Here is a 24,221-nt window from a genome sequence, read left to right as displayed (position 1 = left end):
TGAGGGTATGCCCAGCCCCGGTCAGGCCCGTGTGACGGGCAGGATGGGAGCGTGCGAATGATCCTGCTGCGGCACGCCGAGTCGCTCGGCAACGTCGACGAGCTGGCCTACACGCGGATCCCCGACCACGCCCTGCCGCTGACCACGAAGGGCGAACGCGAGGCCCGCGCGGTCGCGCCGGAGATCGCCCGGCTGCTCGACGGGGAGCGGCCCGCCGTCTACGTCAGCCCGTACCTGCGCACGCGGGAAACGTTGCGGCTGCTGGACATCGAGGCGTCGTGCGAGCGGCTGCTGCAGGAGCCACGGCTGCGCGAACAGGACTGGGGCAATCTCCAGGACCCGGCCGACCAGGAGGTCCAGAAGGCGCGGCGCCACCAGTTCGGGCACTTCTTCTACCGGCTGCCCTTCGGCGAGTCGGGCGCGGACGTCGACGACCGCGTGGCGGCGTTCCTCTCGGACCTGCGCCTGCGCGACGAACGTCACCCGGAGACGGTGCTGATCGTGTCCCACGGGCTCACGCTGCGACTGCTGTGCCGACGGCTCTTCGGCTGGAGCACCGAGCTGTTCGAGTCGCTGTCCAACCCGGGGACCTGCGAATACCGCGTCCTCGACGAGCAGGACGGCAAGTGGGCGCTGGACCGTCCGTTCGCGCAGTGGCGCGACTCACCCGACGGCGAAACCCAGCTCTAACGGCGCGGTCAGCACGACCCGGGTGCCCTGGCCCGGCGCCGAGTCGATGCGCGCGGTGCCGCCGATCTCGGCCATTCGCGCGTGGATCGAGTTCTCGATGCCGAACCCGGCGCGGTGCGCCCCGGCGTCGAAGCCCGTCCCGTGGTCGCGCACGGACACCGTGACGATCCCGTTGTGCTCTTCGAGGCACATGACGGCCTTCAGCGTCTTCGCGTGCTTCAACGTGTTTCGCAGCGCTTCGCGAGCCGCGTCGTGCAACGAGTTGACGACGCTCTCGGGGACTTCGGCGGGCTTCGCGAGCGCGACGAGGTCCACGCGCAGGCCCTCCGCCGTCATCTCGACCGCCAGCGCGCCGAGGCGGTGCTCGAGGCCGCCCGGCTCGGCGGGCTCGTCGCCGTCGAGGCTGAGCCGCAGGCGCAGAGCGTGCGCGCGGGCGATGCGGCGGACCTGGTCGAGGCTGCCCACCGGGTCGAGGCCGTCGCGGGGGGCCGGCAGCGCGATCGACTCCATCACCTGCAGGACCGTGTCGTGCAGGTCGCGCCGGTGCCGCTCCCGTTCGGCGGCCCGGCCGCGCTGCTCCCCCAGCCGGTGCGCGAATCGCATCGCGCCGGCGACGAGCAGGACGATCGCCAGCGCCGTCGCGGCGGCCGCGACCAGGGCGAGCACGATCCACGTTGCGGGCGCGGACGTGCCGGACACCGCGGCCATGCCGTAGCGCAGGAGCACCGCGCCGGAGATCGCGATCGCTCCCGCCGGAGCGCCGCGCAGCAACGTCCAGACCATGACCGTGCCCATGATGTTCGGCCAGGTCAGGGCGAGCAGGCCGGGTGCGAACATCGCCGCGGCCAAGCTCGTGACGAGCGTGTACGCGGTGTCGGCGGCGAGCACCGGCCGGATGCCGGTGCTGCGGTGGAAGACCCAGGCCACCTCGGCCAGGTTCGGCACCAGGTAGAGCGCGATGGTGAGGCCGAGCACCGGCGCGCCCGGCGGGCCGCCGGCCCAGACCGCTTGCAGGAACAGCGCGAGCCGGAACGCGACCGGCACGAGCACGAACCTCGGCACCGCCCCTTGCACGAGCGGCAGCCCGGCTCCGCCGGCGAGCGCCCCCGCGCCGCCGAGCAGCACAACCCTCACGACGTCCTCCCCGGGTCAGGGCCCCTACCCTGACCAGCCCACCTGAACTCGTAACGTCGGCACATTCATTTCAGCTTACGACGCGCTCAGCTTGCCGCGCCCGGTTCCGCACTGTCAACGGGGCCACGGCGGTAGGGGGCCCGTACGGAAGAGACGCGCGGCCGAGCGCCCGGATCCCGGCGTTGCGTCACGATTCGACCGTCAGTGCGGCTTCCTCCCGGTCCCGCGCGCGCCGGGCGCCAAGGGCTGCGGGCAGGATCAGCGCGGCGACCACCGCGACGAACCCGAACGCCATGCCGTAGTCCGTCACCTGCGCGATGCCGCCGACGATCGGCGGACCGGCGAGGAACCCGGTGTAGGCGATGGCCGTGACGAAGCCGATCTCGCGCTCGCCGCCGGTGCCGTCGCCGCGCTTCCCGGCGTCGCCGGCCAGGCTGAGGGCCATCGGGAACGAGGCGGCCAGGCCCGCGCCGGCCAGCGCGAACCCGGCGTAACCGACCGCGGCGACCGGGATCGTTGCCGCGGCGAGCAGGCCGACGGCGGCGAGCACCGACCCCGCGGCCAGGCAGCGGGCAGGGCCGAAGCGGCGTTGCGCGTACGTACCGGCGAGCCGGGTCAGGGCCATGACCAGCTGGAACCCGGCGAACGCGAGCGCCGCGGCACCCTGGCCCACGCCGCGTTCGACCGACATCAGCAGCGCGGACCAGTCCGACGACGCGCCCTCGGCGATCGCCGAGCACAACGCGACGGCGGCGAGCAGCCACAGCACCGGACGGCGGATCGGCGCCCGGCTCGGCGTGCCTTCTTCGCTGTGCTCGGGCCGGCTGCCGGGGACCGCGCGGATCACGAGCAGCAGCACGGCGACGGCGACGACGGCGGCCACCGTCAGGTGCCGTCCCGGCGACCACCCGTGGGCGGCGGCGAGGCCCGCGGCCAGCGAACCGGCGAGGGCGCCGAAGCTGAACCCCGCGTGGAACACCGGCATCAGCGGCTTGCCTGCCCGGCGTTCGACGGCGACGGCGGCGACGTTCATGGCGACGTCGAGCAACCCGACGCTCGCGCCGATCACGAGCAGCGCGCCGGCCAGCAGCGGCACGTCCGGCGCGAAGCCGACCAGCACCAGCGAGGCGGCCGCGAGCGCGGTGCTCCCGGCCACGACCGCGCGGGCGCCCAGCCGCTCGATGATCCGGCCGGACACCGACGCCGCGGCGAGCATCCCGACGCTCGCGCCCAGCAGGGCCAGGCCGAAAACGCCGGGTGCCGCGTGCACCTGCGCCGCCAGCGCGGGCGTGCGGGACGCCCAGGAGCCCAGCGCGAGCCCGTTGAGCGCGAAGACGGTGAACACCGCGAGCCGATCCCGCTGCATGGCTCCAGCGTGACTGAAGCGCTTCAGAATGTCCATGGCTACACTGCGCGGATGACCCGGCGCCGCCGTCCCACGCTCGACGACGTCGCTGTCGCCGTCGGCGTCTCGCGAGCCACGGTCTCCAACGCCTACAACCGGCCTGACCAGCTGTCGGCACAGCTGCGGCAAGAGGTCCTGCGGGCGGCGTCCGAGCTCGGCTACGCGGGCCCGGACCCGACCGCGCGAAGCCTCGCGACCAGCCGGACCGGCGCGATCGCGGTCCTGCTGGACACTTCGCTGTCGACGGCGTTCTCCGACCCGGCGCTGTCGCTGACGCTGGACGCCTTGGCGCGCGTGGCCGACCCGCACGGGCACGCCCTGCTGCTCCTGCCGGGCGGCCGGGACGGCGGGCCGCCCGCCGCGCGCGTGCTGGCCGCGCAGGCGGACGTCGCGGTCGCGTACTCACTGGCCGACGGCACGCCGGCGCTGGACGCGGTGCGGGCGCGAGGACTGCCGCTGGTGGTGATCGACCAGCCGCAGCTGCCCGGCGCGGCGCTGGTCGGCTGCCAGGACCGGGTGGGCGCGGCGCTCGCGGCGCGGCACCTGCTGGACCTGGGGCACGAGCGGTTCGGCATCTTCGCCGCGTGCAGCCGCGTCCGGCCCGGCGGGGGGCCGCTTTCCGTGGACTCGGCCGCGGCCGCCGCGTTCCGCGACACCCGGGAGCGGCTGGCCGGCTACCTCGGCGAGCTGGGGGCGGCTGCGGTCGTCGTCGAGGAGGCGGCCGGGCTCAGCGCGGAGAGCGCGATGGCCGGGGCGTTCGCGCTGCTCGGGCGGACGCCGCGGCCGACCGCGCTGCTGTGCATGTCCGACCAGCTCGCGCTGGCCGTGCTCGCCGCGGCGGCGCAGCTCGGGATCCGCGTGCCCGCCGAGCTTTCGGTGGTCGGGTTCGACGACAGCCCGCCGGCGTCGTGGTCCGCGCCGCCGCTCACCACGGTCCGGCAGGACCTCGCGGCCAAGGGCCGGATCGCCGGGGAGCTGGTGCTGCGGCTGCTGGACGGCGGCGACGTGCCTCCGCCTTCCGAAGTGCCGGTTTCGCTGGTCGTGCGGGCCAGCACGGGACCCGCGTAGCACCGGCACAGCTCGCCGGCAAGACCGTTCGCGGATCTGTGGACAACCGGCTCCCGCCCCGGCGGTTGTCCACAGAATCGAAAAGGCGGGCTGACAAACCTCCCCCCACCCGCCAATCTGGAATCACCAGTTCACCGCGGCTCCCGAAAGCCGCGAATCCAGAGGGGAAATCCACACCATGTCTTCACGCCGTCTCCGCGCCCGGCTGCCGCACCTGCTGGTCCTGGCCGCACTGGGGCTGATGACCAGCGTCGGAACGGCTCAGGCCGCGTCTGACCCGGGGTGCCAGAAAGGCGAGTTCTGCCTGTGGTCGGCCAACGACTACGGCGGCGACACCCAGCGTTTCGACCTGCGCACGGCGAATCCCGGGGAATGCATTCCCCTGCCCGAGGGGTTCTCCGGATCGTCATTCGCGAATCTGCTGACGCGGGACGTCACGGTTTACCAGAGCGAGGAATGCTCGACCGAGGGAGATTTCGTCACCTATCCGGGTGGTGGCACGTTCGTCCCGGACGCGCCCTTCCTGGTCAGGGGGATCCAGATCTGGGAGTGACGTCCTGAGCTGGGCCCGCACCGCCGTCCGCACCAAGGGGGGAGCCGGCTCGCGGCGGCGGCCGGGCCCGTCCGGGGCCGCTGCTCCCGACAGCGGCCCCACCCCGTGGGCGCGTCCTTGCGGCAGGGCGCGCCCACGGGTCCACCAGCGCTGTTCCGGTCCAGGCCACATGAACCCGTCCTCAGCGCGGCGGCGGCACCTTCCCGAGGCGGCGGAGGTCCGAGCTACCGGGGCCATCCCCTCAGCACAGCGCCGGTGGCGCCCACCCGAATCCGTCCCGAACCGGAAGAGGTCCACACCACCATCACCCAGCGGGGTCAGTCGAACACAGCAGCCACGACCGTTGCCGTGCCGTGACGTCCTCTTCGCCGAAGTCCCGGATTACGTCGATCGAGACTGAAACGATTCGCCGGTGTCGAACGATCGAGAGGATGGCGACGACTAAGCTGCCCAAGCCGGGAAACCGGCGCGGCCGGCAGAGGTCGTCGGCGCCGGCCCTCGTAGCTCAGCTGGATAGAGCAAGAGCCTTCTAATCTCTAGGTCGCAGGTTCGAGTCCTGCCGGGGGCGCCTTCGGGAAGCCGTGCGCGAAACGCGCACGGCGCATCCAAGACGCGTGACCGAGCCCACACCCTTTACGGCCACAGTGGATGCACCCGCGTCCGCGGCCACCCAGCCCCGATCGGGCGAACATCCGCCGCCATCCGGCCGAAACTCCCCGCAGGAAAACCGCCACCTAACGCGGCCTGAACGCACGGGTGAAACCAACCCATCACAGTCAGCGACAGCGACCGCGGATGCGCGGCGACCGAGGAGACCATTGTGGACGAGAACGAACCGGAACGACATCAGCGCCGGCGCACCAACAACACGGCACGCGCAGCCTTCGCCGAAGCCCGGCGGGCAGGGCTCGTGCAACGCCACATCCTCAAGCTCACCCGCCTTTCCGAGCGAGCCCGCCGGACCGGCCGACACCGCGCCGGTTATCTGCCGGACAGCAGCCCGTTCCCGGAGGCCTCCGGGAACGGCGCTCCAACCGTGCCGAGGACAGTCCTACCAACCCGCGGCTCGGAGGATCCACCGCAGGCCGCATAACGGTTCGGACACGCGGCCGCAACAGCGATGTTCACCCCAGTTGTGGAGCGCCAGCGGCGAGCGAAGCGGCATCCGAAGAGGAAACGCCGAAGCGTCACGGGTCAAAGCGCGATCACAGACGAGCTGGCACGGCCGGGCCCGAGGCGGTCCGCCCGCACAGCGAACCCGCCGGGCCGTGGTTCGCGGCAGGCCCGGCCGCGGTCACCACGGCGCTGACCACGAGGCGACCTGCGGTGTCCGATGAGGACGGTTCAGGCAGTCGCGCTCGAATCAGCGACGAGCAGCCAAGAACCCGCCGGAGCGACCTTCGCGCCGGTCAGGCCGCGCGCCGGCCGGCGGCCGCTATCGTGCCGACCGCGCGGGCCGACAGCAGGCCCGCGTCGTGCAGCCAGCGGACCGTGTCGGCGAACGTCTCCTCCGTCGGTCGGCCGGGGCGGGCGCTTGCCTCTTCGGCCACGCGGGCCGCGCACGCGCATGTGTAGATCGCGCCGTACTCGGCCGGGATGTGCCATGGCCACACTCGCTGCACCAGGCCCATCAGCGCGCCGAGGGGCAGCATTGCGTGGGCCGGCAGGTACGCCGTCGGCAGGGGGCGGCCCGTGACCTCGCGCAGCGTCGCCACGAATCGGCGGGTGGTCAGGTAGCGGCCGGGGGCGAAGTGGCGGTTTCCGGCCGGGCCTCGGCCGCTGATCAGCTCCGCGTGGAGGGCGGCCGTGTCTCGGACGTCGCCGAGTGGGAGGCCGCCCGACGGCCACACCGGCATCAGCCCGCGCAGGGTGTTGCGGAGCCGGGTGGCCTGGTCGCCCAGCTTGGGGTCGTGCGGGCCGAGCAGGGCGGGCGGGTACGTGATCGTCACCGGGACGCCCGCGGCCTGATGGGCACGCGCGACGGACTCGGCCGCGGCCTTGGCCGCCAGGTACGTCTCGCGGGGACGGCCGACCGGCGAGTCCGGGCCGAGGGTCCGCGCGGGGAGCAGCGCGCCGAAGCTGGACACGTACACGATCCGGCTGGTCCCGGCGCGGCGTGCCGTTTCCAGCACCCGTTCGGTGCCGGCGACATTGGTGCGGGCCAGCTCGCGGTGGGCCCGGCTGTCGAACGAGTAGACCGCTGCCGCGTGCAGGACCGCGTCCGCGCCGCGCACCAGGCGGTCCACGCTGAACGGGTCGAGCACGCTGCCCGTGACCACGTCCACCGCCGCGGAATCCACGCCCAGCGGCGCGAATGCCCGTTCCACGCCCGCTTCGTCGCGGACGAGCAGGCGGACGCGGTGGCCCGCCCCGAGCAGCGCCGCGACCGAGTGCGCGCCGACGAACCCGGTGCCGCCCGTGACACTGACCAGCATCGAACCTCCCCCTAGCAGAAGGGCCGTTGTCCGCGGCACGGACAACGGCCCCTCGCGGGTCAGGCCGCCACGGCGGCTTCTTCGTCGGGGCGCGGACGTCCCCGGGCCCGGACTAGATGTAGAGCGTGTTGGGCTCGAGGCCGCACAGGACCCGGCCGTAGAGCTCGAAGTTCGTGTTCGGGTGCATCAGCGCATGCTGGTTGACCGTCAGGATGTCGCGGTAGATGCGCTGGATCGGGATTCCCTTGTAGATGGACGTCCCGCCGCTCGCGTTGGCCAGGATGCCGATCGCCTCCTTGGCCAGCTGGATCACGCTGCCGACGTCGGCGCGCGTGCGGGCCCGCTCCTCGAGCTTCCACTCCGTGCCCTCTTCGCACTTGCGGTCCACGAGGTTGCCCGCGCGCCACGCGTGGAACGCCGCCTGGTCGGTCTTCAGCGCCGCTTCAGCCACCTGGAAGTGGGTGATCGGCGCCTCGCGCTGGCTGTCGTAGTTCGTGTACGTGATCTTGCGGTCGGGCAGGCGGTTCTGGAAGACGTCCATGGCGCCGCGGGCCATGCCGACGATCGCGCCGGTCGAGGACGCCGCCGCCACCGGCATCAGCGGGGCGCGGTAGATCGGCGAGTTCGCGTTGCGCTTGGACGCGCTCTGGCCGGACAGGACCACCGGGAGCGGCAGCACCCGCTCCTGCGGCACGAACAGGTCCTTCGCGAACGTGCTGATACTGCCGGTGCCGCGCAGGCCCGAGGTGTCCCAGTCGTCGACGACCAGCAGGTCCGACAGCGGCACCAGCGCCATCACCGGGTACGGCTCGCCGTCCGGCGGGACGAGGATCGCGATGATCTCCTGCCACTGCGCGTGGTGGGCGCCGCTGATGAAGCCCCACTTGCCGTTCACGACGATGCCGCCGTCGGCCGGCGTGGCCATCGCCGACGGGCTCAGCGTGCCGCAGATGCGCGTGTCCGGGGTCGAGAAGACCTCTTCCTGGACTTCGTCCGGGAACTGGCACGCCATCCAGGTCGGAATCCAGTACACCGACGCCACCCAGGCGGTGGAGGCGCACCCGCGGCCCAGCTCGGTCGCGACCTCGGTGAGCGTGGTGGTGTCCGCCTCGTACCCGCCGAAGTGCTTGGGCCGCCGCAACTTGAACACGCCGGCGTCGGCCAGTGCCTCGATGGTCTCTTCGGGCAGCCGGCGGTTTTCCTCGGCCCACAGCGACTGCTTGCGCAGGGACGGGATCAGGTCCGACACCTTGCGCACGATTTCCTCGCGGGTCGGGATCGTGGTGGCCAAGATATCCTCCAAGCAAGGAAAGGAAGTCGCTCGAAACCGCGTGGGCGTCCGTGGATGTTCGACTCCGAGACTGCCGCCGCGGGGGACGCGTGCGCATCTCCTCCCGTGCCGGTCGGGTGACCGGCGGCGGAACCTGGTTGCGGCGCAACGTATTTCGGCACGCCGACCGCACCGTCGAGGACTGTTCTTCTTCTGCCGTGCGGCGAGGGTCGCTTTCCGGTTACGAGAACACCGCATTCACAAGGATGTCCGTGCCCGGCCGCGATGTGATGCTCGGGTGCGGTGCGGATCAGGGCTCTCCGAAGGGATGTACCGGACATGACAACCGCCTGGAGCGTGTCGGCGAACGGCCACCCGTCCCCACCGGAGCCGGGATTGACCGCGGACGACGTCGTCGTCCGCGCGGAGCGGATCGCGGCGACCCTCGTGGACCGGCAAGCGGAAACCGAGCAGCGCGGGTACTACGCGCTGGACACGCACAACGAGTTCCTCGGCGCCGGCCTGTACCGGCTGCTGGTGCCCCGGCGCTACGGCGGCTACGAGTTCGGCCTGGACACCAGCGTGCGAGTGGTGTCCGCGCTCGCCCGCGGCTGCCCGTCGACGGCCTGGATGTACGCGTTCGGCGCGACGCACGCCCTCGCCGCCGCCACACTGTTCGACGAAGCGGCGCAGGACGAGCTGTTCGCCGGGGGCGACTTCATCTGCCCGGCCACGGTCGCGCCGGTCGGGTTCGCGGAGCGGGCCGAAGACGGCGGCTGGATCGTCGACGGCGTGCACGGCTACTGCTCCGGCTCCCCCTACGCCACCTACTTCATCGGCCACACCCTGGTGGCGGGCGAGGAGGGCGAGCCGCCGGCGCCGATGATGTTCGCCGTGCCCAGGGCACAGTGGACGCGCCTGGACGACTGGGGCGCGCAGCTCGGCCTGAAGGGCAGCGGCTCGCACAGCATCGCGATCGAGAAGGTGCACGTTCCCGAGCACCGTGCCTTGCCGGGCACGCACCTCGGCCTGACGAGCGTCGCCGACGGCACGCCCGGGCGCGAGCTGCACGGCAACCCCCTGTACGGCGGCGGGGTGCTGAGCTCGCTGCAGTTCCAGCTCGGCGCGCTGGCGGTCGGCATGGCCACCGGCGCACTGGACGCCTACGCCGACCTGATGCGCAGCCGCAGCACGACGTTCCCGCCGATCACGCTCCGCGCGGAGAACCCGGACTTCCAGACCCACTACGGCGAGGCCGCGGGCCGGATCGCGGCCGCGGCCGCGGCGCTGCACGACGCGGTGCGGCAGTGGGACACAGCGGCGCGACGCGGGCCGCAGGCGTGTACCCGTGAGCTGGACCTGCGGCTGTCCACCATCAGCCGCGAGGCCATCCGGCTTTCCTGGAGCGCGGTGTCCGAGCACCTGTTCCCGACCGCGGGGTCGAGCGCGGTGCGCGCGGGGGCCCGCATCGAGCGGGTCTGGCGGGACATGTCGACCCAGCACAGCCACGCCGGAGTGAGTGTCTTCCTCGCGACCGTGGCCAACCGCCAGCTCGCCGAGCTGGTCTTCGACGTGGCCGGCTGACCCGATGCCAGCACCCGAGAGCGGTGATCAGATGACCGAGCAGACCCGGCCGCTCACCGGCGCCGAGTACATCGAAAGCCTGCGCGACGACCGCGCCATCTACCTCTACGGCGAGCGGGTCAAGGATGTGACCGAGCATCCCGCGTTCCGCAACCCGGTGCGGATGACCGCGCGGCTCTACGACGCGTTGCACGATCCGGCGCACCGTGACGTGCTCACCACGGCCACCGACGCGGGCGGCCCCGGCGGCTACACCCACCGCTTCTACACCACGCCGCACAACGCGGACGACCTGGTGGCCGACCAGCAGGCGATCGCGGCGTGGGCGCGGATGAGCTACGGCTGGATGGGCCGCAGCCCCGACTACAAGGCGTCGTTCCTCGGCACGCTCGGCGCGAACGCCGACTTCTACAACCCCTTCGCCGACAACGCGCGCCGCTGGTACCGGGAGTCGCAGGAGAAGGTCCTGTACTGGAACCACGCGATCGTGCACCCGCCGGTGGACCGGCACCGGCCGCCGGACGAGGTCGCCGACGTGTTCGTCCACGTGGAACGCGAGACCGATGCCGGCGTGATCGTCAGCGGCGCGAAGGTCGTGGCGACCGGTTCGGCACTGACCCACTACAACTTCATCGCGCACTACGGACTGCCCATCAAGGATCGCAAGTTCGCGCTCGTGGCCACCGTGCCGATGGACTCGCCCGGTATGAAGCTGATCTGCCGCCAGTCCTACACGGCCGCGTCCGCGCTGACCGGCAGCCCGTTCGACTACCCGCTGTCCTCCCGGCTGGACGAGAACGACACCATCCTGGTGCTGGACAAGGTGCTCATCCCGTGGGAGAACGTGTTCATCTACGGTGACGTGGCCAAGGTCGGCATGTTCACCGGGCAGTCCGGTTTCATCGAGCGCTTCACCTTCCACGGCTGCACCCGGCTCGCGGTGAAGTGCGAGTTCCTCGCCGGGCTCTTGGCCAAGGCGCTGGAGATCACCGGGTCCGCCGACTTCCGCGGCGTGCAGGCACGCCTCGGCGAGGTGCTCGCCTGGCGGAACCTGTTCTGGGGGCTGTCCGACGCGGCCGCCCGCAACCCGGTGCCCTGGCGCAACGGGGCGGTGCTGCCCAACCCGCGCTACGGCATGGCGTACCGGTGGTTCTCCCAGCTCGGTTACGCGCGGATCCGCGAGATCGCGCTGCAGGACGTCGCGAGTGGACTGGTCTACCTGAATTCCAGCGCGCAGGATTTCGCCAATCCGGAAGTCCGGCCGTATCTCGACAAATACCTGCGCGGCTCGCACGGCGTCGACTCGGTCGAGCGGGTCAAGGTGATGAAGCTCTTGTGGGACGCGGTCGGTACCGAATTCGGGGGACGCCACGAGCTCTACGAGCGTAACTACGCGGGGAACCACGAAAACACCCGGGTGGAGCTGCTGTACGGGCAACTGGGCGACGGGCAGCTGGACGGGTACAAGGAGCTCGTCGACCAGTGCCTCTCCGAGTACGACCTGGACGGCTGGACGGTGCCGGACCTCGAGTCGTTCACGGACCTGGGCCGGCTCGGCCGCGGCACGCTGGGCGGCTAGGCCCCCGGATCGACCGGCCCGCGAAGGGCGACAAGAACTCGGCTGTTCGTCACCGGCCCGGCATCGGACACCCGATGCCGGGCTTCGTGATCCTGATCGCGCCGCGACGGCCGCTGTGCGCGCCGAAGTTGCGCCGATGCGAACCGCGTAACGACAACACAGGACGAGGCCCGCGCTCCGGTGCGCGGGCCTCGTCCTGTGTGTCCGCCGCTCAGATCCGCACGGGCTCCGGCAAGGACGGCAGGTGGAACAGCTCGACGAACGTGTCCAGCAGCGCGGGGTCTCCCGCCGTCACCGTCACCTGCCCGGCCGCGATGGCGTCGGAGGGGCTCGACGCGCCGCTGAGGAGGCCCTTGAGTTCGGTCGACGACTCGATGACCAGGTCGGCGCCGGGCAACGCCCCGCCGTTGACCGTGAGCTCGCCGTTGTCGGCCACGGCGTGCACCACGACCTCGCCGAGGCGCACCTCGAAGCTCACCTTGCGCTCGCCTGCCGCCTCGCGGTGAGCCGTCGAGCGCAACGCCATCACCACCGAATCCTCGGTGAGGATGTCCTCCGGGCGCGGGGCGGCGAGCGCCATCGCGCCCCACCTGCTCAGCGCCAGCATGACATCCTCGACCGACCGGCCGTACTCGGTGAGCTCGTAGACGGCCTGGTCCGGCTCCCGCGTGGGGCCCTGCTTGCGGACCACGCCGCTGTACTCCAGCTCCCGCAGGCGGGTTTCCAGCACGTTGGCCGAGATCCGCGGAAGGCCGGCGCGCAGGTCGGCCACCGTCCTCGGGCTCACCAGCAGATCCCGCAGGATCAGCAGGCTCCAGCGTTCCCCGATCATCTCGGAGGCCCGGGCAAGGCCGCAGTACTGCCCGTACGTGCCGTGCGTGATGTTCTGCAGCTCGGTTACCACGGTCTCCAACTGAGTCGGCTCCGCGGAATTGGTGGTGAGTTGGAAGAGGTCACTCGAAATGGTGACACCGTCGGAGTTCATTGCAACTTTCCAGCCGTTGCCAGCCATGCGGGCCTCCTGTCTGCTCTGTCCCCGCCATGGTCCACCACCACCGGCACGAGACGCACCTTCTGCTTTGCCGAGTGTCGGAGCCGACGCCGCGGTCAGGCGTGCAGTACGCGCAGCCACACGTGGGTCGATTTCTCACCCTCGACGACCTTGACCCGCTCCAGGGGAATCCGTTGGTCACCGAGGTCGGCGAACAACCTGGCGCCGGCACCGAGCAACACCGGTTCGATGTGCAGGATGAGTTCGTCCACCAGACCGAGCCGCAACGCCTGGTTGGCGGTGTTCGCGCCACCCATGAGGTAGACGTTCTTGTCACCGGCGGCTTCTTTCGCCATGGTGACCGCGGTCTTCACGTCCGGCACGAACGTGAAGGTGGTGGCGCCGGCCACCCGGACGTCGCGTGGCCGGTGGGTCGGCACGAACACCGGCACCTCGAACGGCGGCTCGTCCCCCCATCCGTGCGTGTGGTCGTAGACCGTACGACCGGCGACGACCGCACCCATGGCGGCCATCGTCTCGTCGCGCATCCACCGCTCGCCGCCAGGGCGGATGATGTCGCCGGCGTCGCCGAGCGGATTCTCCACGGTGGGGTCTTTTCCGGTGATGAACCCATCGAGGGACATTGACAGAACGACCTGCACCGCGCCGCTCATTCCCACCTCCTGTTTTTCAAATGCTTCGCCGGCTTCGTTTCAGCGCTGTCATTAAAACACCCCGAAAGGGGTGGTGGAAATGCGCACGGCCCAAAAACAGCACTCTCGAAGATGCCATGTCGTGCGCCCCGGTCGACGATGAACATGCGGAGACCGCTGGGCTGTCCGGCGGTCGCGACGAGTGGTAGGACGTGACAGGCGGACAGCCGGGTGGTCACCCGCGCGTATTCGGCATCGCGTGCTATCTAGGAGGAATTGTGAGCGAGGCTGTAATCAACTCCGTCGGTCAGAGTGCGTTGCCCGGGGTGGTCGCCGGCACTTGGGTGATCGATCCCGCGCACTCGAACGTCGGGTTCTCCGTGCGGCACCTGATGAGTCGGGTACGGGGCAGGTTCACCGAGTTCGCCGGTGAGATCACCATCGCCGACACGCCAGAGCAGTCCCGCGCGACGGTGACCATCGAGCTGGCTTCGGTGGACACGGGCAACGACATGCGGGACAACCACCTGCGCACCAAGGACTTCTTCGACACCGAGCAGACCCCGAAGATGACGTTCACCACCACGGGCGTGCGCCCGGCCGGCGATTCCTGGGTGCTCAGCGGGGATCTGACCATCCGGGACGTGACCAAGCCGGTGGAGATCGAGCTGGAGTTCCTCGGCGTGGACCCGACGGGACTGCAGGGCGAGCAGCGAGTCGGCTTCGACGGCCGCACGTCGATCACGCGCAGCGATTTCGGCGTCAGCTTCGGGGTGGCGACCGAGGGCAGCAAGGTGATCATGGGCGACAAGGTCGACATCCACCTCGAGATCGAGGCCGCGCTGAGCGAGTGACCGACTCGTAACCGCACCACGACAGGCACCACACGCCAGAGCGCCACGGGTGACGTCGACGAGGACACGGATCAGAATCGTCACCAGTGCAAGTACGACTCCGGGAGCGGGCGACGGGGATGGGGTGCGTCGGTGGTCCTCGGGCCGCCCACATTGCTCGTCGCATTGGCCTTCTCCGTGCTGCACCTGGCTGTTCCGCAGCCGGGTGCCCGGCCCAGCGGAATCGAACCCGCGTACCCGAGCCCGAGCTCTGGCCATGACCGCGGAAGGAAACAAGATCTTGGGGACGGTTCTGCTCGACATGTCGGTGTCCTTGGACGGCTTCGTCGCCGGACCGGGCGACGACGTGGAGCGCCTGCACCGGTGGGTGTTCACCGGCGCAGGCACGGAGAACATGCGCTTCAGCGATGAGCTGCACGAAGTGCTGGCCGAGGTCGACGCCGGTGCCGTCCTCGCGGGCAGGCGGACGTTCGACCTGGCCAGTGGCTGGGGCGGAGACCCGGCGATGAAGGTGCCCCACGTCATCCTGTCGCACGACGTCCCCGACGAGGTCGCAAGCGGCAAGTGGACGAGCTTCGTGTTCGAGTCGGGTATCGAGGCCGCGGTGGCACGGGCGCGGAAACTGGCCGGCGGCCGCGCGGTGTACGTGCTCGGCGGCGCCGGCCTCGCCCAGCAGTGTCTCAACGCCGGGCTCCTGGACGAGCTGCAGATGCACGTCGTGCCCGTGTTGCTCGGCAAGGGCATCCGGTTGTTCGACCACCTCGACGCCCGAACGGAGCTCCGGCTCATCTCGGCCGCGACCGGCACCGAGACCGTGCGGATGCGATACCAGGTCGTCAAATAGCCGTCGGCGAACGGCAGCCACGAGGTCGACCATCACCTGGCCGCACAAGGCCAGGTGATGGTCGGTTACGAGGGCCTCGGAATCGGTTCACCTGGTGTCGCGCGTCGCACGCCGTCGTACATCCGGGCCGCTGGCAGCGAACCTCGGACGCGCGACACTAGCCGGCCGCGGCGTCCCGCCCGTCGCCCCGGCCGGCCGACGACACCCGCTGGAACCGGATCCGCTCGGCGGCGCTCGACGCGAGGACGGTCGCAGTCGCGGCGTCGGCGGCACGGGCGACGACACTGCCCGCCCGGTCACGCGAACTGCGGACCTCCCGGATCGTGTCGCCGGGGGCCACGTCCAGGTAGACGCCGACCACCCCTGGCCGGGCGCGGGCCTCGTCGACACCGGTGATCGCGCCTACGACACCAGGTGGCGGGGTCATGAAACGGATGGCGGCCGCGCCATCGGCGGCCGGGGCGGCCGCCCACGGCTCGAGTTTCCCAGTAGCCCAGGCCAGCCCGAGCTTGATCACGTCCACGCCGTAGACCTGCTCGACGAGATCGGTGATCCGGTCACCACCCTGCCGGTTGTGCGACTCGATGACCCTCGGCCCCGCACTGGTGAGCTTCAGCTCGGTGTGCGAGGGCCCGTCCCGGTGACCCACCGCGTTCAGCAACGCGGTGACCTGGCTGGTGATGGCCGGCGCCACGTCCTCGGGTACCGGCGCGGGCACCACGTGCCCGACCTCGACGAAGTTGGGCAGGGTGGTCTTGGCGGTCAGAGCCACGACGTGGTGGCGGCCCGTGCCGAAGCTGAACGCCTCGACGCTGATCTCCGGACCGGACAGGTACTCCTCGACGAGCATGCGGCGCAGACCGAGCCCGTTCGCGACCGACCAAGCCGCGGCGACGCCCTCCGGTCCGTCCACACGGGACACCCCGACGCTGGCCGAGGCGTCGACCGGCTTGACGATCACCGGGAAGCCGTGCTCGGCGCCGAACCGGCGGATTCCGGCCGGTCCGGTGACAACAGCTGCGGCCACCGGGCTCAGGCCGATCCCGTTCAGCACGCTACGCATCCGGGCCTTGTCCTTGAGCAGGCGAACCGAGCTCACCGGATTGCCGCCCAGGCCGAACAACTCGTTGACCCTGGCCGCGGCCAGCATCCCGGCCTCGGTCACCGAGACGGCCCGGTCGAACGGCCATCGCCGGTGGAGGTCTCGCGCCGCGGCCAGCACCGCCGCCGTGTCGTCGTAGTCGACCACACGCAGCGCGGTGACCAGCGGCCGGTAGCTCTCGTCGTGGTCGGCAGGCCGCTGCAGCAGTAGCGGTTCGATGCCGAGTTCGTCCGCGCGGCGCATGGTCTGCCGGGAGCCGCCGAAAAGGAGTACCCGGGAATTCATCGTCATGCCGCCTTCGCTGGGCTGACGTTCAGGGTGAAGGCGCGTTCGAGCGCGGCGATCTTCGCCGGCACCGCCGCCTCGGTGGGCGCCCGAAGGAAGACCACGCCGGCGTAGATCCCGGAGCTGCTCTCGTCCGGCACCACTGCACCGGGCTCCACCAGCCCCCGCACGCCGACCACGCCGGGCAGCGCGGCCAGCGCGGCGGCCGGCGTCACGTACTCGACCCGACCGGGACGCGCGGGCAGCATGCAGGCGATCACCACATCGCCGGAATCGGTTGAGGTGCAAGCAGGTTCACGGCCGACGGAGACATCGATCAACGCCTGCCACAGGTCCACGCCGTGCCGGAGCCGGACCATCTCGCCGATCCCGCCCGCCCCCGGGCGGGCGCTGATCTCGCCGATCAGGAAGCCGGCGCCGGTGCGCAGGACCTCGAGGTGGGTGACCCCGTCGCGCAGACCGAGCGCCACCACCGCGGCCCGGTGCAGTTCGGCGATCGGCGCCAGCTCGGGACTGTCGGCCGGCAGCGTGTACGAGCCGGCGATGCGGCCGCGGCGCACCAGCGGCGGCAGCACGTAGCGGGAGACCGAGGCGAACCGGACCACGCCGTCGCTGACCACCCCGTCGCAGTGGAACTCCGCCTCGACGTCGACGAACCGCTCCAGGATGAGCGGATACCGGCAGTCGCGCAGCCCGGCCGCGTGCGGCGAGGAGAGCAATTCGGTGAACGCGGCCGGGTCGGCGAGCACGTGGGTGTCCCGCGCGGCGGCTCCGATCACCGGCTTGACCACGACCGGCCAGCCCAGTTCGGTCGCCCGCCGCGGCAGGTCGGCCAGGCTGCCGAGCGGGGCGAACGGGGCCACCGGCAGGCCGGCCGCGGCCAGCGCGCGCTTCATCGCGTACTTGTTGGAGAACCGGTTGGCCGTGTCGTAGCCGGTGCCGGGCAGGCCGAGGAACGAGCGCAGGTAGCCGGCCGGCTGAAGGCCGCGCTCGGACGGCGCGACCACGTGGTCGATCGGTCTGGTGCGGATCAGCTCGACCACGGTGTTCCGCACCTGGTGCAGATCGGTGACGTCGTCGACGAGCAGCACCGGCGTATCGGGCCGGTAGTGATGCGCGTACTCGGGGTGAGTGAGCACGGTGAGCCGGATCTCCGGGTCGGTCTCCAGCGACTCGATCGGGTCAGTGCTCACAGTGTTGATCAGCAATGTGTCGATCACGGTCAGCTCACCTCAATCGTCTGCGGCGCGCGGGCTTCTTCGAACCGCACGGTCTTGCCGGACACGCTGGCCCAGCCGACGGCGCCGTCGACCAGGGCGGCGCTGGCCCGCACGGTGCCACCGGGCGTGCACAGGACCAGCTCACCACGCCTCATCCCGGCCCGATCGCGAAGTATCGCGGGTACCGTGCCCGCCACCTCCGCGGCGACCGCCAGGCAGCAGGCGCCGGTGAGCCCGAGGCTTGGATGCCAGCTCGGCACCGTGACCGCGCGCACCGCGAGTTCGCCCGGCCGGTACTGACCGAGCGCGGCGATCTTGGGAAAGGCCCCGTCCGGCGCCCATCCCAGCACCTCGGCCGCGCACGCCCGGACCGCCCGCAGCCGCTCGAGCAGGTCCGTGTCGGCGGCGAACAACGCTGCCTGGTCAGTGACGCCCAGATCGGCCGCCTCCACGAGGACGTACGGGTTGGCCCAGTCCACGAAGGACACCTCGAGCCGGCCGAACGGCGTGCGCAGGGCGGTGAGCGGCGCGCCGGTCGGCAGCACCCCGGCCACCGGGCGCGGCCGCGTGCTCAGGAGGTGCACGGTGAACTCCGCGACCCGCTGGCTGAGCCGGTCGACCTCGCCGACCACCAGATCGTCGTTGTTGATCACGTTGACCCGGACCCGCGCCCCCGGATAGAGCGGAACCCAGCCCATCCGCGTGGCGGCGGTGATCGCGACCAGCATCGAGTGGCCACAGTTTCCGCGTAGATCCAGGCGATTCCAGTGCGGGTCGAGGCACTGCACGAACCGGTAGTCGAGGTCGTAGAGCGGGTTGGCGGACGGCGAGATCAACGCGATCTTCATGGCCCCGGCCCACTGGTCCGACTGGTGCCGGTAGCGCACCGCGGCGAGCGCCGCGGTCAGCTCGGCCGGATCCTCCGGCAGCTGCCGTCGGTCCAGAACCACTGTGGGACAAGGGCTTCCGTCTGCTTGACCGACATAGGGCATCATAACGAACCTCCTCGGCCGCGGATCACGCCGCGGACCACTTCCGCTGCGGCCATCAGGCCGGCGGCAAGCAGCAGCAGGCCCCACGTTCCGACGCCGACCACGGCGGTGACGATCACCGGACCGGCCATGCTCTGCACGCTGGTACCCATCCCAAGTACGGACAGGTAGCTGGCCCGGCGCTGTTCGGGCGCGAGGGCGTAGCCCGCGCTCCACGCCGCGGCCGCCTGCAGCATCTCGCCGAACGTCAGCGCGATCACGGCGAGCACGAGCAGCGCGACCGCCACCACCCCGGTCTGGTACCCGGAGACCACCAGCAGCAGGCAGCAGAGAGCGAGGGCGAGACCCGCCCGGCGGAACGCCGTGCCGCTGCCGGGCAGCGTGGTCGCCGTCGCGCTGACCGGCACCTGCAGGGCCACGGCCAGCACCGTGTTCAGCACGAACACCGCGGCCACCACGACCGGCGGCATGGTGGTGTGCAGCAGGATCCACAGCGGCACGCCGACGGCGAGCAGCGTGGTGTGCAGCTGCAGAATCCCGTTGCCCGCCGTGACCATGAGGAAACGTATGTCCCGCAAGGCGTCCAGCGCGCGGGTACCCCCGGCCCGATGGGAGGACCCGGCCGAGGGCAACCGGCGCACGAGGAGCGCCGAGACCACGAAGCTGGCCGCGTTGACCAGGATCAGCGTCACATAAGCGGTCCGGGTGTCGATGCCGATCGCGGCGGCCGCGAGCAACCCGCCGATCGCGAACCCGGCGTTCTGCACGGCGCGCAGGTAGCCCATCGTGGTGACCCGCTGCTCGGGCCCTACCGCGTCTCCGACCAGCGTCTGCAGTACCGGGACGGTGCTCCCGGCCGCGACCGCGACCAACCCGCCTACCAGGGCGAAGCCGATGAACGAGTCGATGAGCGTGTACGCCGCGAGCGCGAGCGCCCGGTAGACGTGTAGCCCGACAAGCACCTGGCGGGCGCCGAACCGGTCGGCGAGCAGGCCGACCGGGTACCCGGCGAGCAGTCCCACGAAGCCAGCGATCGCGAGCCCGGCGCCGACCTCGGCCGCGGACAGCCCGACCTCGCGGGTGAAGAACACCACGGATCCGGCGAGGAAGAGCCCCCGCCCCACCGCGTCCACGGTGATGCTGGTGGCCAGCACCCGGCCGGCCCGCCCGCCGGGCGGGCGAACGACCCCGCCGAGCCGGCTGGTCAGCCGAACGGCAGCCATCGGCCCCGGCCTTCCTGCCTGACCTTCCCCTCCACCGCGGCGGCGATGGCGAGGTCCGCGATGGCCATGCCGAACGGGTTGACCAGCACGACGTCGTCGCGGTCGGCCCGCCCGGGGTGGGCGCCGATGAGGATCTCGCCGAGCTCGGCGTCGATCCGGCGTGCCGGGCCGGCGGGTGTCGGCTCGCGTGGCCCGTAGATCTCGCCACGGCGCAGCATCCGGCCGAGTAGCCTTCGGTCGTCGGCGGCGACCAGTCCCCAGTCGTCGACGACCACGAGCCCGGCGCCGTGCACCACGTCCGGCAGCACGTCGTCCAGCGACACGTTCACCACGACCGCCCCCGGTGCGAGCCACGACATCGGCAGGTAGCCCTCGGTGGTGGTGGTCACCGGGACCACGATGTCCGCGCCGCGAACCGCTTCCTCCGCGCTGCGCACGACCCGGACGTCCCGGTCGACCGAGGCGCCGAGAGCAGCGGCCCGTTCGGGCACCCGGTCGAACAGGCGCACCTCGGCGACGCCGGGAAGTCGCGTGAGCATGAGGCTCAGGTGCGCCGCGGCCAGCGCACCGCAGCCGACCAGAGCCAGCACCCCGGTCGCGGACGCCAGTTGCTCGATCGCGCACACCGACACCGCTGCGGTCCGCAGCGCGCTGATCGCGGTGCCGTCCAGCAGGGTCCGCGGCCGGGCGGTGAGCGGGTCGAACAGCACGACCAGCCCGGCGGCCCTCGGCAGCCCGCGGTCCGGGTTGCCGAGGCTGGCGTTGATGATCTTGGTTCCCGCGGTCTCGATGCCCGCCACGCCGCCCCGGATGATTCCCGGCATGTTCAGACTGCGGCACGCTGAGCCGTCCGGGCCGGTCCACGGCAGGTACGCCTCGTCCGGCAGTACGGTCTCGCCCTTGGCGTGCAGCGCGAGGACATCCCGGACCCGGTCGACCGGGTCGATCGTGGCCAGCGCCGCGGCGACCTCCGCCGCGTCGATGTAGCACAGGCTCAACGGGTCCATGCCGGCTCCAAAGCGGACAGTCCGAGCCCGGTGAGAGCCGCCGTGGTCGCCTCCGCGAACAGGTCGAGCCGGTGCACCGCCACGGTCGGGTGCTCGCCGACGTTGGCGCCGTTCATCTCGATCGGTACCGCGCGGCCGTCGTCCTGCCGGATCAGGAAGTCGACGCTGCCGTAGCTGAACGGCACCGGCGTCCCGCGCTCGGCCGCCTCGGCCTCGACCGCGGTGGCCCACAGGATGCTCGCCGCCCGGCCGAGGTCGACCAGCCCCTCGGGGCTGAGCCCGAGCTTTTCCAGGATGTCGGCCCGGCTCGCCGGAAAGACCCGGGGCCCGGGCAGGTCGTCTGCCGACACGGCGCCGGACACGTTGGCCAGCACCGTTTCTCCGGTGATCTCGTCCGGGCGGAACGCCTGTGCGGCGCGGCGCACCATGCCGGGCAGCGCGCGCAGCCCGCCGCCGGCCGGGTCGTAGACCACGAACATCCGCACGTCGGTCACCGCGCCGTCGATCTTGCGGCCCTCGACGAACGGCGTGATGGTGACCGGGTAGGCACCCGACCCGCCGTAGCGGCCGGCGACCGCCCGGTCGAGCCGGTCGAGGCCCGCCTCGACCGCGGCCGCGTCCTCGGCATGGCCGATCACCGTGACGCCGGTGCCCTGCGACGCGCCGAAGGGCCGGACCACGACGGCGTTGCCGGTCGCGCCGAGCGCGACCACCGCCTCGATCGCGTCCGCCCGGCCGGCGCTGGTGGCGTACGGCATCGGTGCGACCCCGAGCGGCGCCAGCCGGCCCGCGAGGTCCGCGACGTGCCTCAGTTGCCGCCCCTTGAATAGGGTGAGCTGCGTGCCGTTGATCAGGTGGGTACGCGGCGGCGGCACGATCGGCTGGTAACCCGCCGCGGTCACCGTGTCCGTGGCCAGCACACCGTGGCGGACCAGGTGTGCCAGCGACAGCTCGTTGAGCAGCGCGGTGATCGGCCGTCCGGCCAGCGTCAGGTAGCCGTCGTCCGCCGCGCGCAGCATCGGCAGGATCGCGTCGAACGGGGCGAAGACGAGGACCGGACCGGCCGGCAATTCGGCCGGACTGTCCAATCCGGACTCGGTGATGAGCTGGAACTCCGGCCTGGCGCGCAGGAAGTGGTCCGCGCAGTTCGCCCGGTCGATGATGTGCATGGTGCCGCGGGGATACGGCCACACGACGAGCGGTTCTTCGGTGGAGGGCGCTGCGGTCGCGGCGGTGATGGGCACGAGCGACCCGGCGAGTACTCGATCGGTCAGCTCGACGTCCTGCCAGCGCCCGACCGTTTCCTCGTCGGTGAAATACGCACCCTGCTGGGCGGCGCGGAACAGCGCCTCACGCATGGTCGGCTCCATTCCGGCGCACAGCGCGCCAGACCTCGGTGACGTAGGGCAGTTCGAACTGGTCCCGGCCGGCCAGCTGCGGATGGGTGTCGACGAGCTCGGCCACCTCGGCCAGCAGCTCGTCCCGCCGGTCCGCCGGCAGGGCGAGGACATAGCCGCGGGTGCCGGCCAGGGCGAGCAACCCCGCGCGGTCGATCCGCTGGGTGTGTGCGAACGTCTGCCGGACCGGCGCCGTGAAGTCGGCGTTCTCCGCGAACGGGGACGGGGACTCGTAGCGCGTGCTGTCCTGTGCGCCCAGCGCGATCAGCGTGCCGAACCGCGCGACCCAGTCGGTGGCGTCGTCGCGGAGGTTCCAGAGCAGCGCCACCGTGCCACCGGGACGCAGCACCCGGGCCATCTCGGCCAGCGCGGACGGGCCGAACCAGTGAAACGCGTGGCCGACGCACACGGCGTCGACACTCGCGTCGGGCAGCGGGATCGCCTCGGCCGGGCCGAGCCGGGCGTCCGCGGCGGGAGCGACGCGGCGCAATTCGTCGAGCATCCGCTCGTCCGGTTCCACCGCGTGCACGGTCAGTCCCTGTGCCAGCAGCGCCTCGGTCACCTTGCCGGTGCCGGCACCCAGGTCGAGCACGACTCGCGCGTCCGGTGGCAGGCCCCACCGGATCGCGGAGCCGGGGTAGCCGGGCCGCACCGCCGTGTAGGTGGCGGCGGCCGAGCCGAACGAGGATGCCTGGATCTCTCTGGTCGTCATCACAGCTCCCCACGCAGGAACAGCGGCGCGCCACCCGGCCACGGGTCGAGCGCGCAGCCCAGCCCGTTGGCGGTCAGCCAGTCGTCGTCGAAGATCGTCTGGCGATAGCTGGACCCGCTGTCCGGGCAGAGGCACACCGGGTGCCGGATCTCCGGGTGCGCCTGGAGGTAGCGCAGACTGGCGGCGAGCACGGCGCCGCCGGACCCGCCGACCTCGATCCCGGTCTGCGCGGCGAGCCGGCGGCACGCGGCCAGCGCCGCACCGGGTTCGACCTCGATGTGCTCGTCGTACATCCACGGCCGCAGGAACTGTGACCGGACGCTCGAGCCGATGCCCGTCAGCACCCGGGGCCCGGGTGGCCCGCCGAACGCCACCGAGCCGGGGACGTCCACGCCGACCACCCGGCACTCCGGATGGTGTTCCCGGAAGTAACTGGCGATGCCCGCGAGCGTGCCGCCGGTGGACACCGCGACGAACACCGCGTCCATGGCGCCACCGGCCTGCCGGGCGAGCTCCGGGCCGGTGCCGAGTTCGTGGGCCCGGGGGTTGGCCGGGCAGCCGTACTGGTCGGTCCAGACCCGGTCGGTGGCGCCCTCGGTCAACTCACGCACCCGGCGCAGCCGCGAGATCAGGTAGCCGCCCGCGCCGTCGTCCTCGGTCACCATGTCGAGCTCGGCACCCAGCGCGATCATGCCGGCGAGCAGCGCGGGCGAAGTGCGCGGGTCGACGACGGCAGTGAACCGATACCCGCGCTCGGCGGCGACGCCGGCGAGCGCGACACCAAGGTTGCCCGACGTCGACTCCACGATGCGGATACCCGGCCACACCAGGCCACGTTCCTCCAGCGCGTCCACCAGTCCGACGGCGGTCCGTGCCTTGAGGGATCCGTACCGATTGAACGCCTCCAGCTTCAGCTGGATCGTGTCCACCCCCGTGTCGTGCACGACCGCCACCGGCACCATGGGCGTGTCCAGCGCCGTGGACGCGTCCGTTGCCATCGAATCCTCCCTAGCCCGGGTCACATCGCCACCGTCACATGATCGTGGCTTCCCGAAAATACGGGGCAGCACATTCTTCGCTTGCCCGCTGTCCCATGCTGTCACGTCTCCTTTCGCAACACTTCCGTGATCGTGCGGAAGGCCACTGCGAAGAATTCCGTTGGCACGATCCCGGGAGCCGGCAGAGCGCTGGCCGAGCGGAGAGATTCCGCCCGGCCGGCGCCG

General features: G+C 71.5%; 21 protein-coding genes and 1 tRNA gene. 8 read left to right on the top strand and 14 right to left on the bottom strand.

Annotated elements, in window-relative coordinates; all coding sequences use genetic code 11:
- Positions 1–51 precede the first annotated feature (51 nt).
- The gene (locus OG738_RS23450; RefSeq protein ID WP_329044109.1) at positions 52–690 is read left to right on the top strand and encodes a phosphoglycerate mutase family protein; all 639 of its coding nucleotides are present in this window, start codon (positions 52–54) and stop codon (positions 688–690) included.
- Here OG738_RS23450 and OG738_RS23445 read toward each other — a convergent pair.
- On the bottom strand, positions 664–1,815 hold the full coding sequence (locus tag OG738_RS23445; protein ID WP_329056806.1) for a sensor histidine kinase: 1,152 nt from the start codon (positions 1,813–1,815) through the stop codon (positions 664–666). The two genes, OG738_RS23450 and OG738_RS23445, sit on opposite strands and share 27 nt — an antisense overlap.
- Positions 1,816–2,011: 196 nt before the next feature.
- Complete coding sequence (locus tag OG738_RS23440) at positions 2,012–3,190, bottom strand: MFS transporter (RefSeq protein ID WP_329044108.1); 1,179 nt, start codon at positions 3,188–3,190, stop codon at positions 2,012–2,014.
- Positions 3,191–3,241: 51 nt separating this feature from the next.
- Between OG738_RS23440 and OG738_RS23435 the strand changes: the two genes are divergently transcribed.
- The 3 genes from OG738_RS23435 (at position 3,242) to OG738_RS23425 (ending at position 5,418) form a co-directional block, all read left to right on the top strand.
- On the top strand, positions 3,242–4,297 hold the full coding sequence (locus OG738_RS23435; protein WP_329044107.1) for a LacI family DNA-binding transcriptional regulator: 1,056 nt from the start codon (positions 3,242–3,244) through the stop codon (positions 4,295–4,297).
- A 178-nt stretch (positions 4,298–4,475) separates the two neighbouring features.
- Positions 4,476–4,850 (top strand): peptidase inhibitor family I36 protein, encoded by a 375-nt coding sequence (locus OG738_RS23430; RefSeq protein ID WP_329044106.1) that lies wholly within the window; start codon positions 4,476–4,478, stop codon positions 4,848–4,850.
- 494 nt (positions 4,851–5,344) lie between these two features.
- Positions 5,345–5,418, top strand: a tRNA-Arg gene (locus OG738_RS23425).
- A gap of 841 nt (positions 5,419–6,259) precedes the next feature.
- Here OG738_RS23425 and OG738_RS23420 read toward each other — a convergent pair.
- Both OG738_RS23420 and OG738_RS23415 read right to left on the bottom strand, forming a co-directional pair.
- On the bottom strand, positions 6,260–7,285 hold the full coding sequence (locus tag OG738_RS23420; RefSeq protein ID WP_329044104.1) for an NAD-dependent epimerase/dehydratase family protein: 1,026 nt from the start codon (positions 7,283–7,285) through the stop codon (positions 6,260–6,262).
- Positions 7,286–7,397: 112 nt separating this feature from the next.
- Complete coding sequence (locus OG738_RS23415) at positions 7,398–8,576, bottom strand: acyl-CoA dehydrogenase family protein (protein ID WP_442875801.1); 1,179 nt, start codon at positions 8,574–8,576, stop codon at positions 7,398–7,400.
- Positions 8,577–8,894: 318 nt separating this feature from the next.
- Between OG738_RS23415 and OG738_RS23410 the strand changes: the two genes are divergently transcribed.
- Both OG738_RS23410 and OG738_RS23405 read left to right on the top strand, forming a co-directional pair.
- Positions 8,895–10,139: an acyl-CoA dehydrogenase family protein gene (locus OG738_RS23410; protein WP_329044103.1), complete on the top strand. Its 1,245-nt coding sequence runs from the start codon at positions 8,895–8,897 to the stop codon at positions 10,137–10,139.
- 31 nt (positions 10,140–10,170) lie between these two features.
- Positions 10,171–11,718 (top strand): 4-hydroxyphenylacetate 3-hydroxylase family protein, encoded by a 1,548-nt coding sequence (locus OG738_RS23405; RefSeq protein ID WP_329044102.1) that lies wholly within the window; start codon positions 10,171–10,173, stop codon positions 11,716–11,718.
- Positions 11,719–11,929: 211 nt separating this feature from the next.
- On the opposite strand, the gene OG738_RS23400 is transcribed toward OG738_RS23405, so the two are convergent.
- Together OG738_RS23400 and OG738_RS23395 are read right to left on the bottom strand one after the other, a co-directional pair.
- Complete coding sequence (locus OG738_RS23400; RefSeq protein ID WP_329056804.1) at positions 11,930–12,622, bottom strand: winged helix-turn-helix transcriptional regulator; 693 nt, start codon at positions 12,620–12,622, stop codon at positions 11,930–11,932.
- 203 nt (positions 12,623–12,825) lie between these two features.
- Positions 12,826–13,383, bottom strand: coding sequence for a dihydrofolate reductase family protein (locus OG738_RS23395; protein WP_329044100.1), 558 nt, complete (start codon positions 13,381–13,383; stop codon positions 12,826–12,828).
- A 257-nt stretch (positions 13,384–13,640) separates the two neighbouring features.
- Here OG738_RS23395 and OG738_RS23390 point away from each other — a divergent pair, with 257 nt between their 5' ends.
- Both OG738_RS23390 and OG738_RS23385 read left to right on the top strand, forming a co-directional pair.
- Positions 13,641–14,216 (top strand): YceI family protein, encoded by a 576-nt coding sequence (locus tag OG738_RS23390; RefSeq protein WP_329044099.1) that lies wholly within the window; start codon positions 13,641–13,643, stop codon positions 14,214–14,216.
- Positions 14,217–14,472: 256 nt separating this feature from the next.
- On the top strand, positions 14,473–15,060 hold the full coding sequence (locus tag OG738_RS23385; protein WP_329044098.1) for a dihydrofolate reductase family protein: 588 nt from the start codon (positions 14,473–14,475) through the stop codon (positions 15,058–15,060).
- A 157-nt stretch (positions 15,061–15,217) separates the two neighbouring features.
- Here the strand turns inward: OG738_RS23385 and OG738_RS23380 are convergent, their stop codons facing one another.
- Genes OG738_RS23380 through OG738_RS23345 form a run of 8 tightly spaced genes read right to left on the bottom strand, consistent with a single transcriptional unit; the run spans position 15,218 to position 23,996 of the window.
- On the bottom strand, positions 15,218–16,453 hold the full coding sequence (locus OG738_RS23380) for an ATP-grasp domain-containing protein (RefSeq protein WP_329044096.1): 1,236 nt from the start codon (positions 16,451–16,453) through the stop codon (positions 15,218–15,220).
- Positions 16,450–17,667: a hypothetical protein gene (locus OG738_RS23375; protein WP_329044095.1), complete on the bottom strand. Its 1,218-nt coding sequence runs from the start codon at positions 17,665–17,667 to the stop codon at positions 16,450–16,452. Before OG738_RS23375 ends, OG738_RS23380 begins: the two co-directional genes overlap by 4 nt.
- A gap of 2 nt (positions 17,668–17,669) precedes the next feature.
- The gene (locus OG738_RS23370) at positions 17,670–18,617 is read right to left on the bottom strand and encodes a PrpF domain-containing protein (RefSeq protein WP_329044093.1); all 948 of its coding nucleotides are present in this window, start codon (positions 18,615–18,617) and stop codon (positions 17,670–17,672) included.
- A 41-nt stretch (positions 18,618–18,658) separates the two neighbouring features.
- On the bottom strand, positions 18,659–19,882 hold the full coding sequence (locus tag OG738_RS23365; protein WP_329044091.1) for an MFS transporter: 1,224 nt from the start codon (positions 19,880–19,882) through the stop codon (positions 18,659–18,661).
- Complete coding sequence (locus OG738_RS23360) at positions 19,864–20,889, bottom strand: ornithine cyclodeaminase (protein ID WP_329044089.1); 1,026 nt, start codon at positions 20,887–20,889, stop codon at positions 19,864–19,866. Before OG738_RS23360 ends, OG738_RS23365 begins: the two co-directional genes overlap by 19 nt.
- Complete coding sequence (locus OG738_RS23355) at positions 20,877–22,247, bottom strand: hypothetical protein (protein WP_329044087.1); 1,371 nt, start codon at positions 22,245–22,247, stop codon at positions 20,877–20,879. The genes OG738_RS23360 and OG738_RS23355 overlap by 13 nt, the downstream gene beginning before the upstream one ends.
- Complete coding sequence (locus OG738_RS23350; RefSeq protein WP_329044086.1) at positions 22,240–22,998, bottom strand: class I SAM-dependent methyltransferase; 759 nt, start codon at positions 22,996–22,998, stop codon at positions 22,240–22,242. Before OG738_RS23350 ends, OG738_RS23355 begins: the two co-directional genes overlap by 8 nt.
- Positions 22,998–23,996: a pyridoxal-phosphate dependent enzyme gene (locus OG738_RS23345; protein WP_329044084.1), complete on the bottom strand. Its 999-nt coding sequence runs from the start codon at positions 23,994–23,996 to the stop codon at positions 22,998–23,000. The genes OG738_RS23350 and OG738_RS23345 overlap by 1 nt, the downstream gene beginning before the upstream one ends.
- Positions 23,997–24,221 lie beyond the last annotated feature (225 nt).

This window comes from Amycolatopsis sp. NBC_01488 (assembly GCF_036227105.1).
Taxonomy (GTDB): Bacteria; Actinomycetota; Actinomycetes; order Mycobacteriales; family Pseudonocardiaceae; genus Amycolatopsis.
This window is presented reverse-complemented; position numbering and strand designations above follow the sequence as displayed.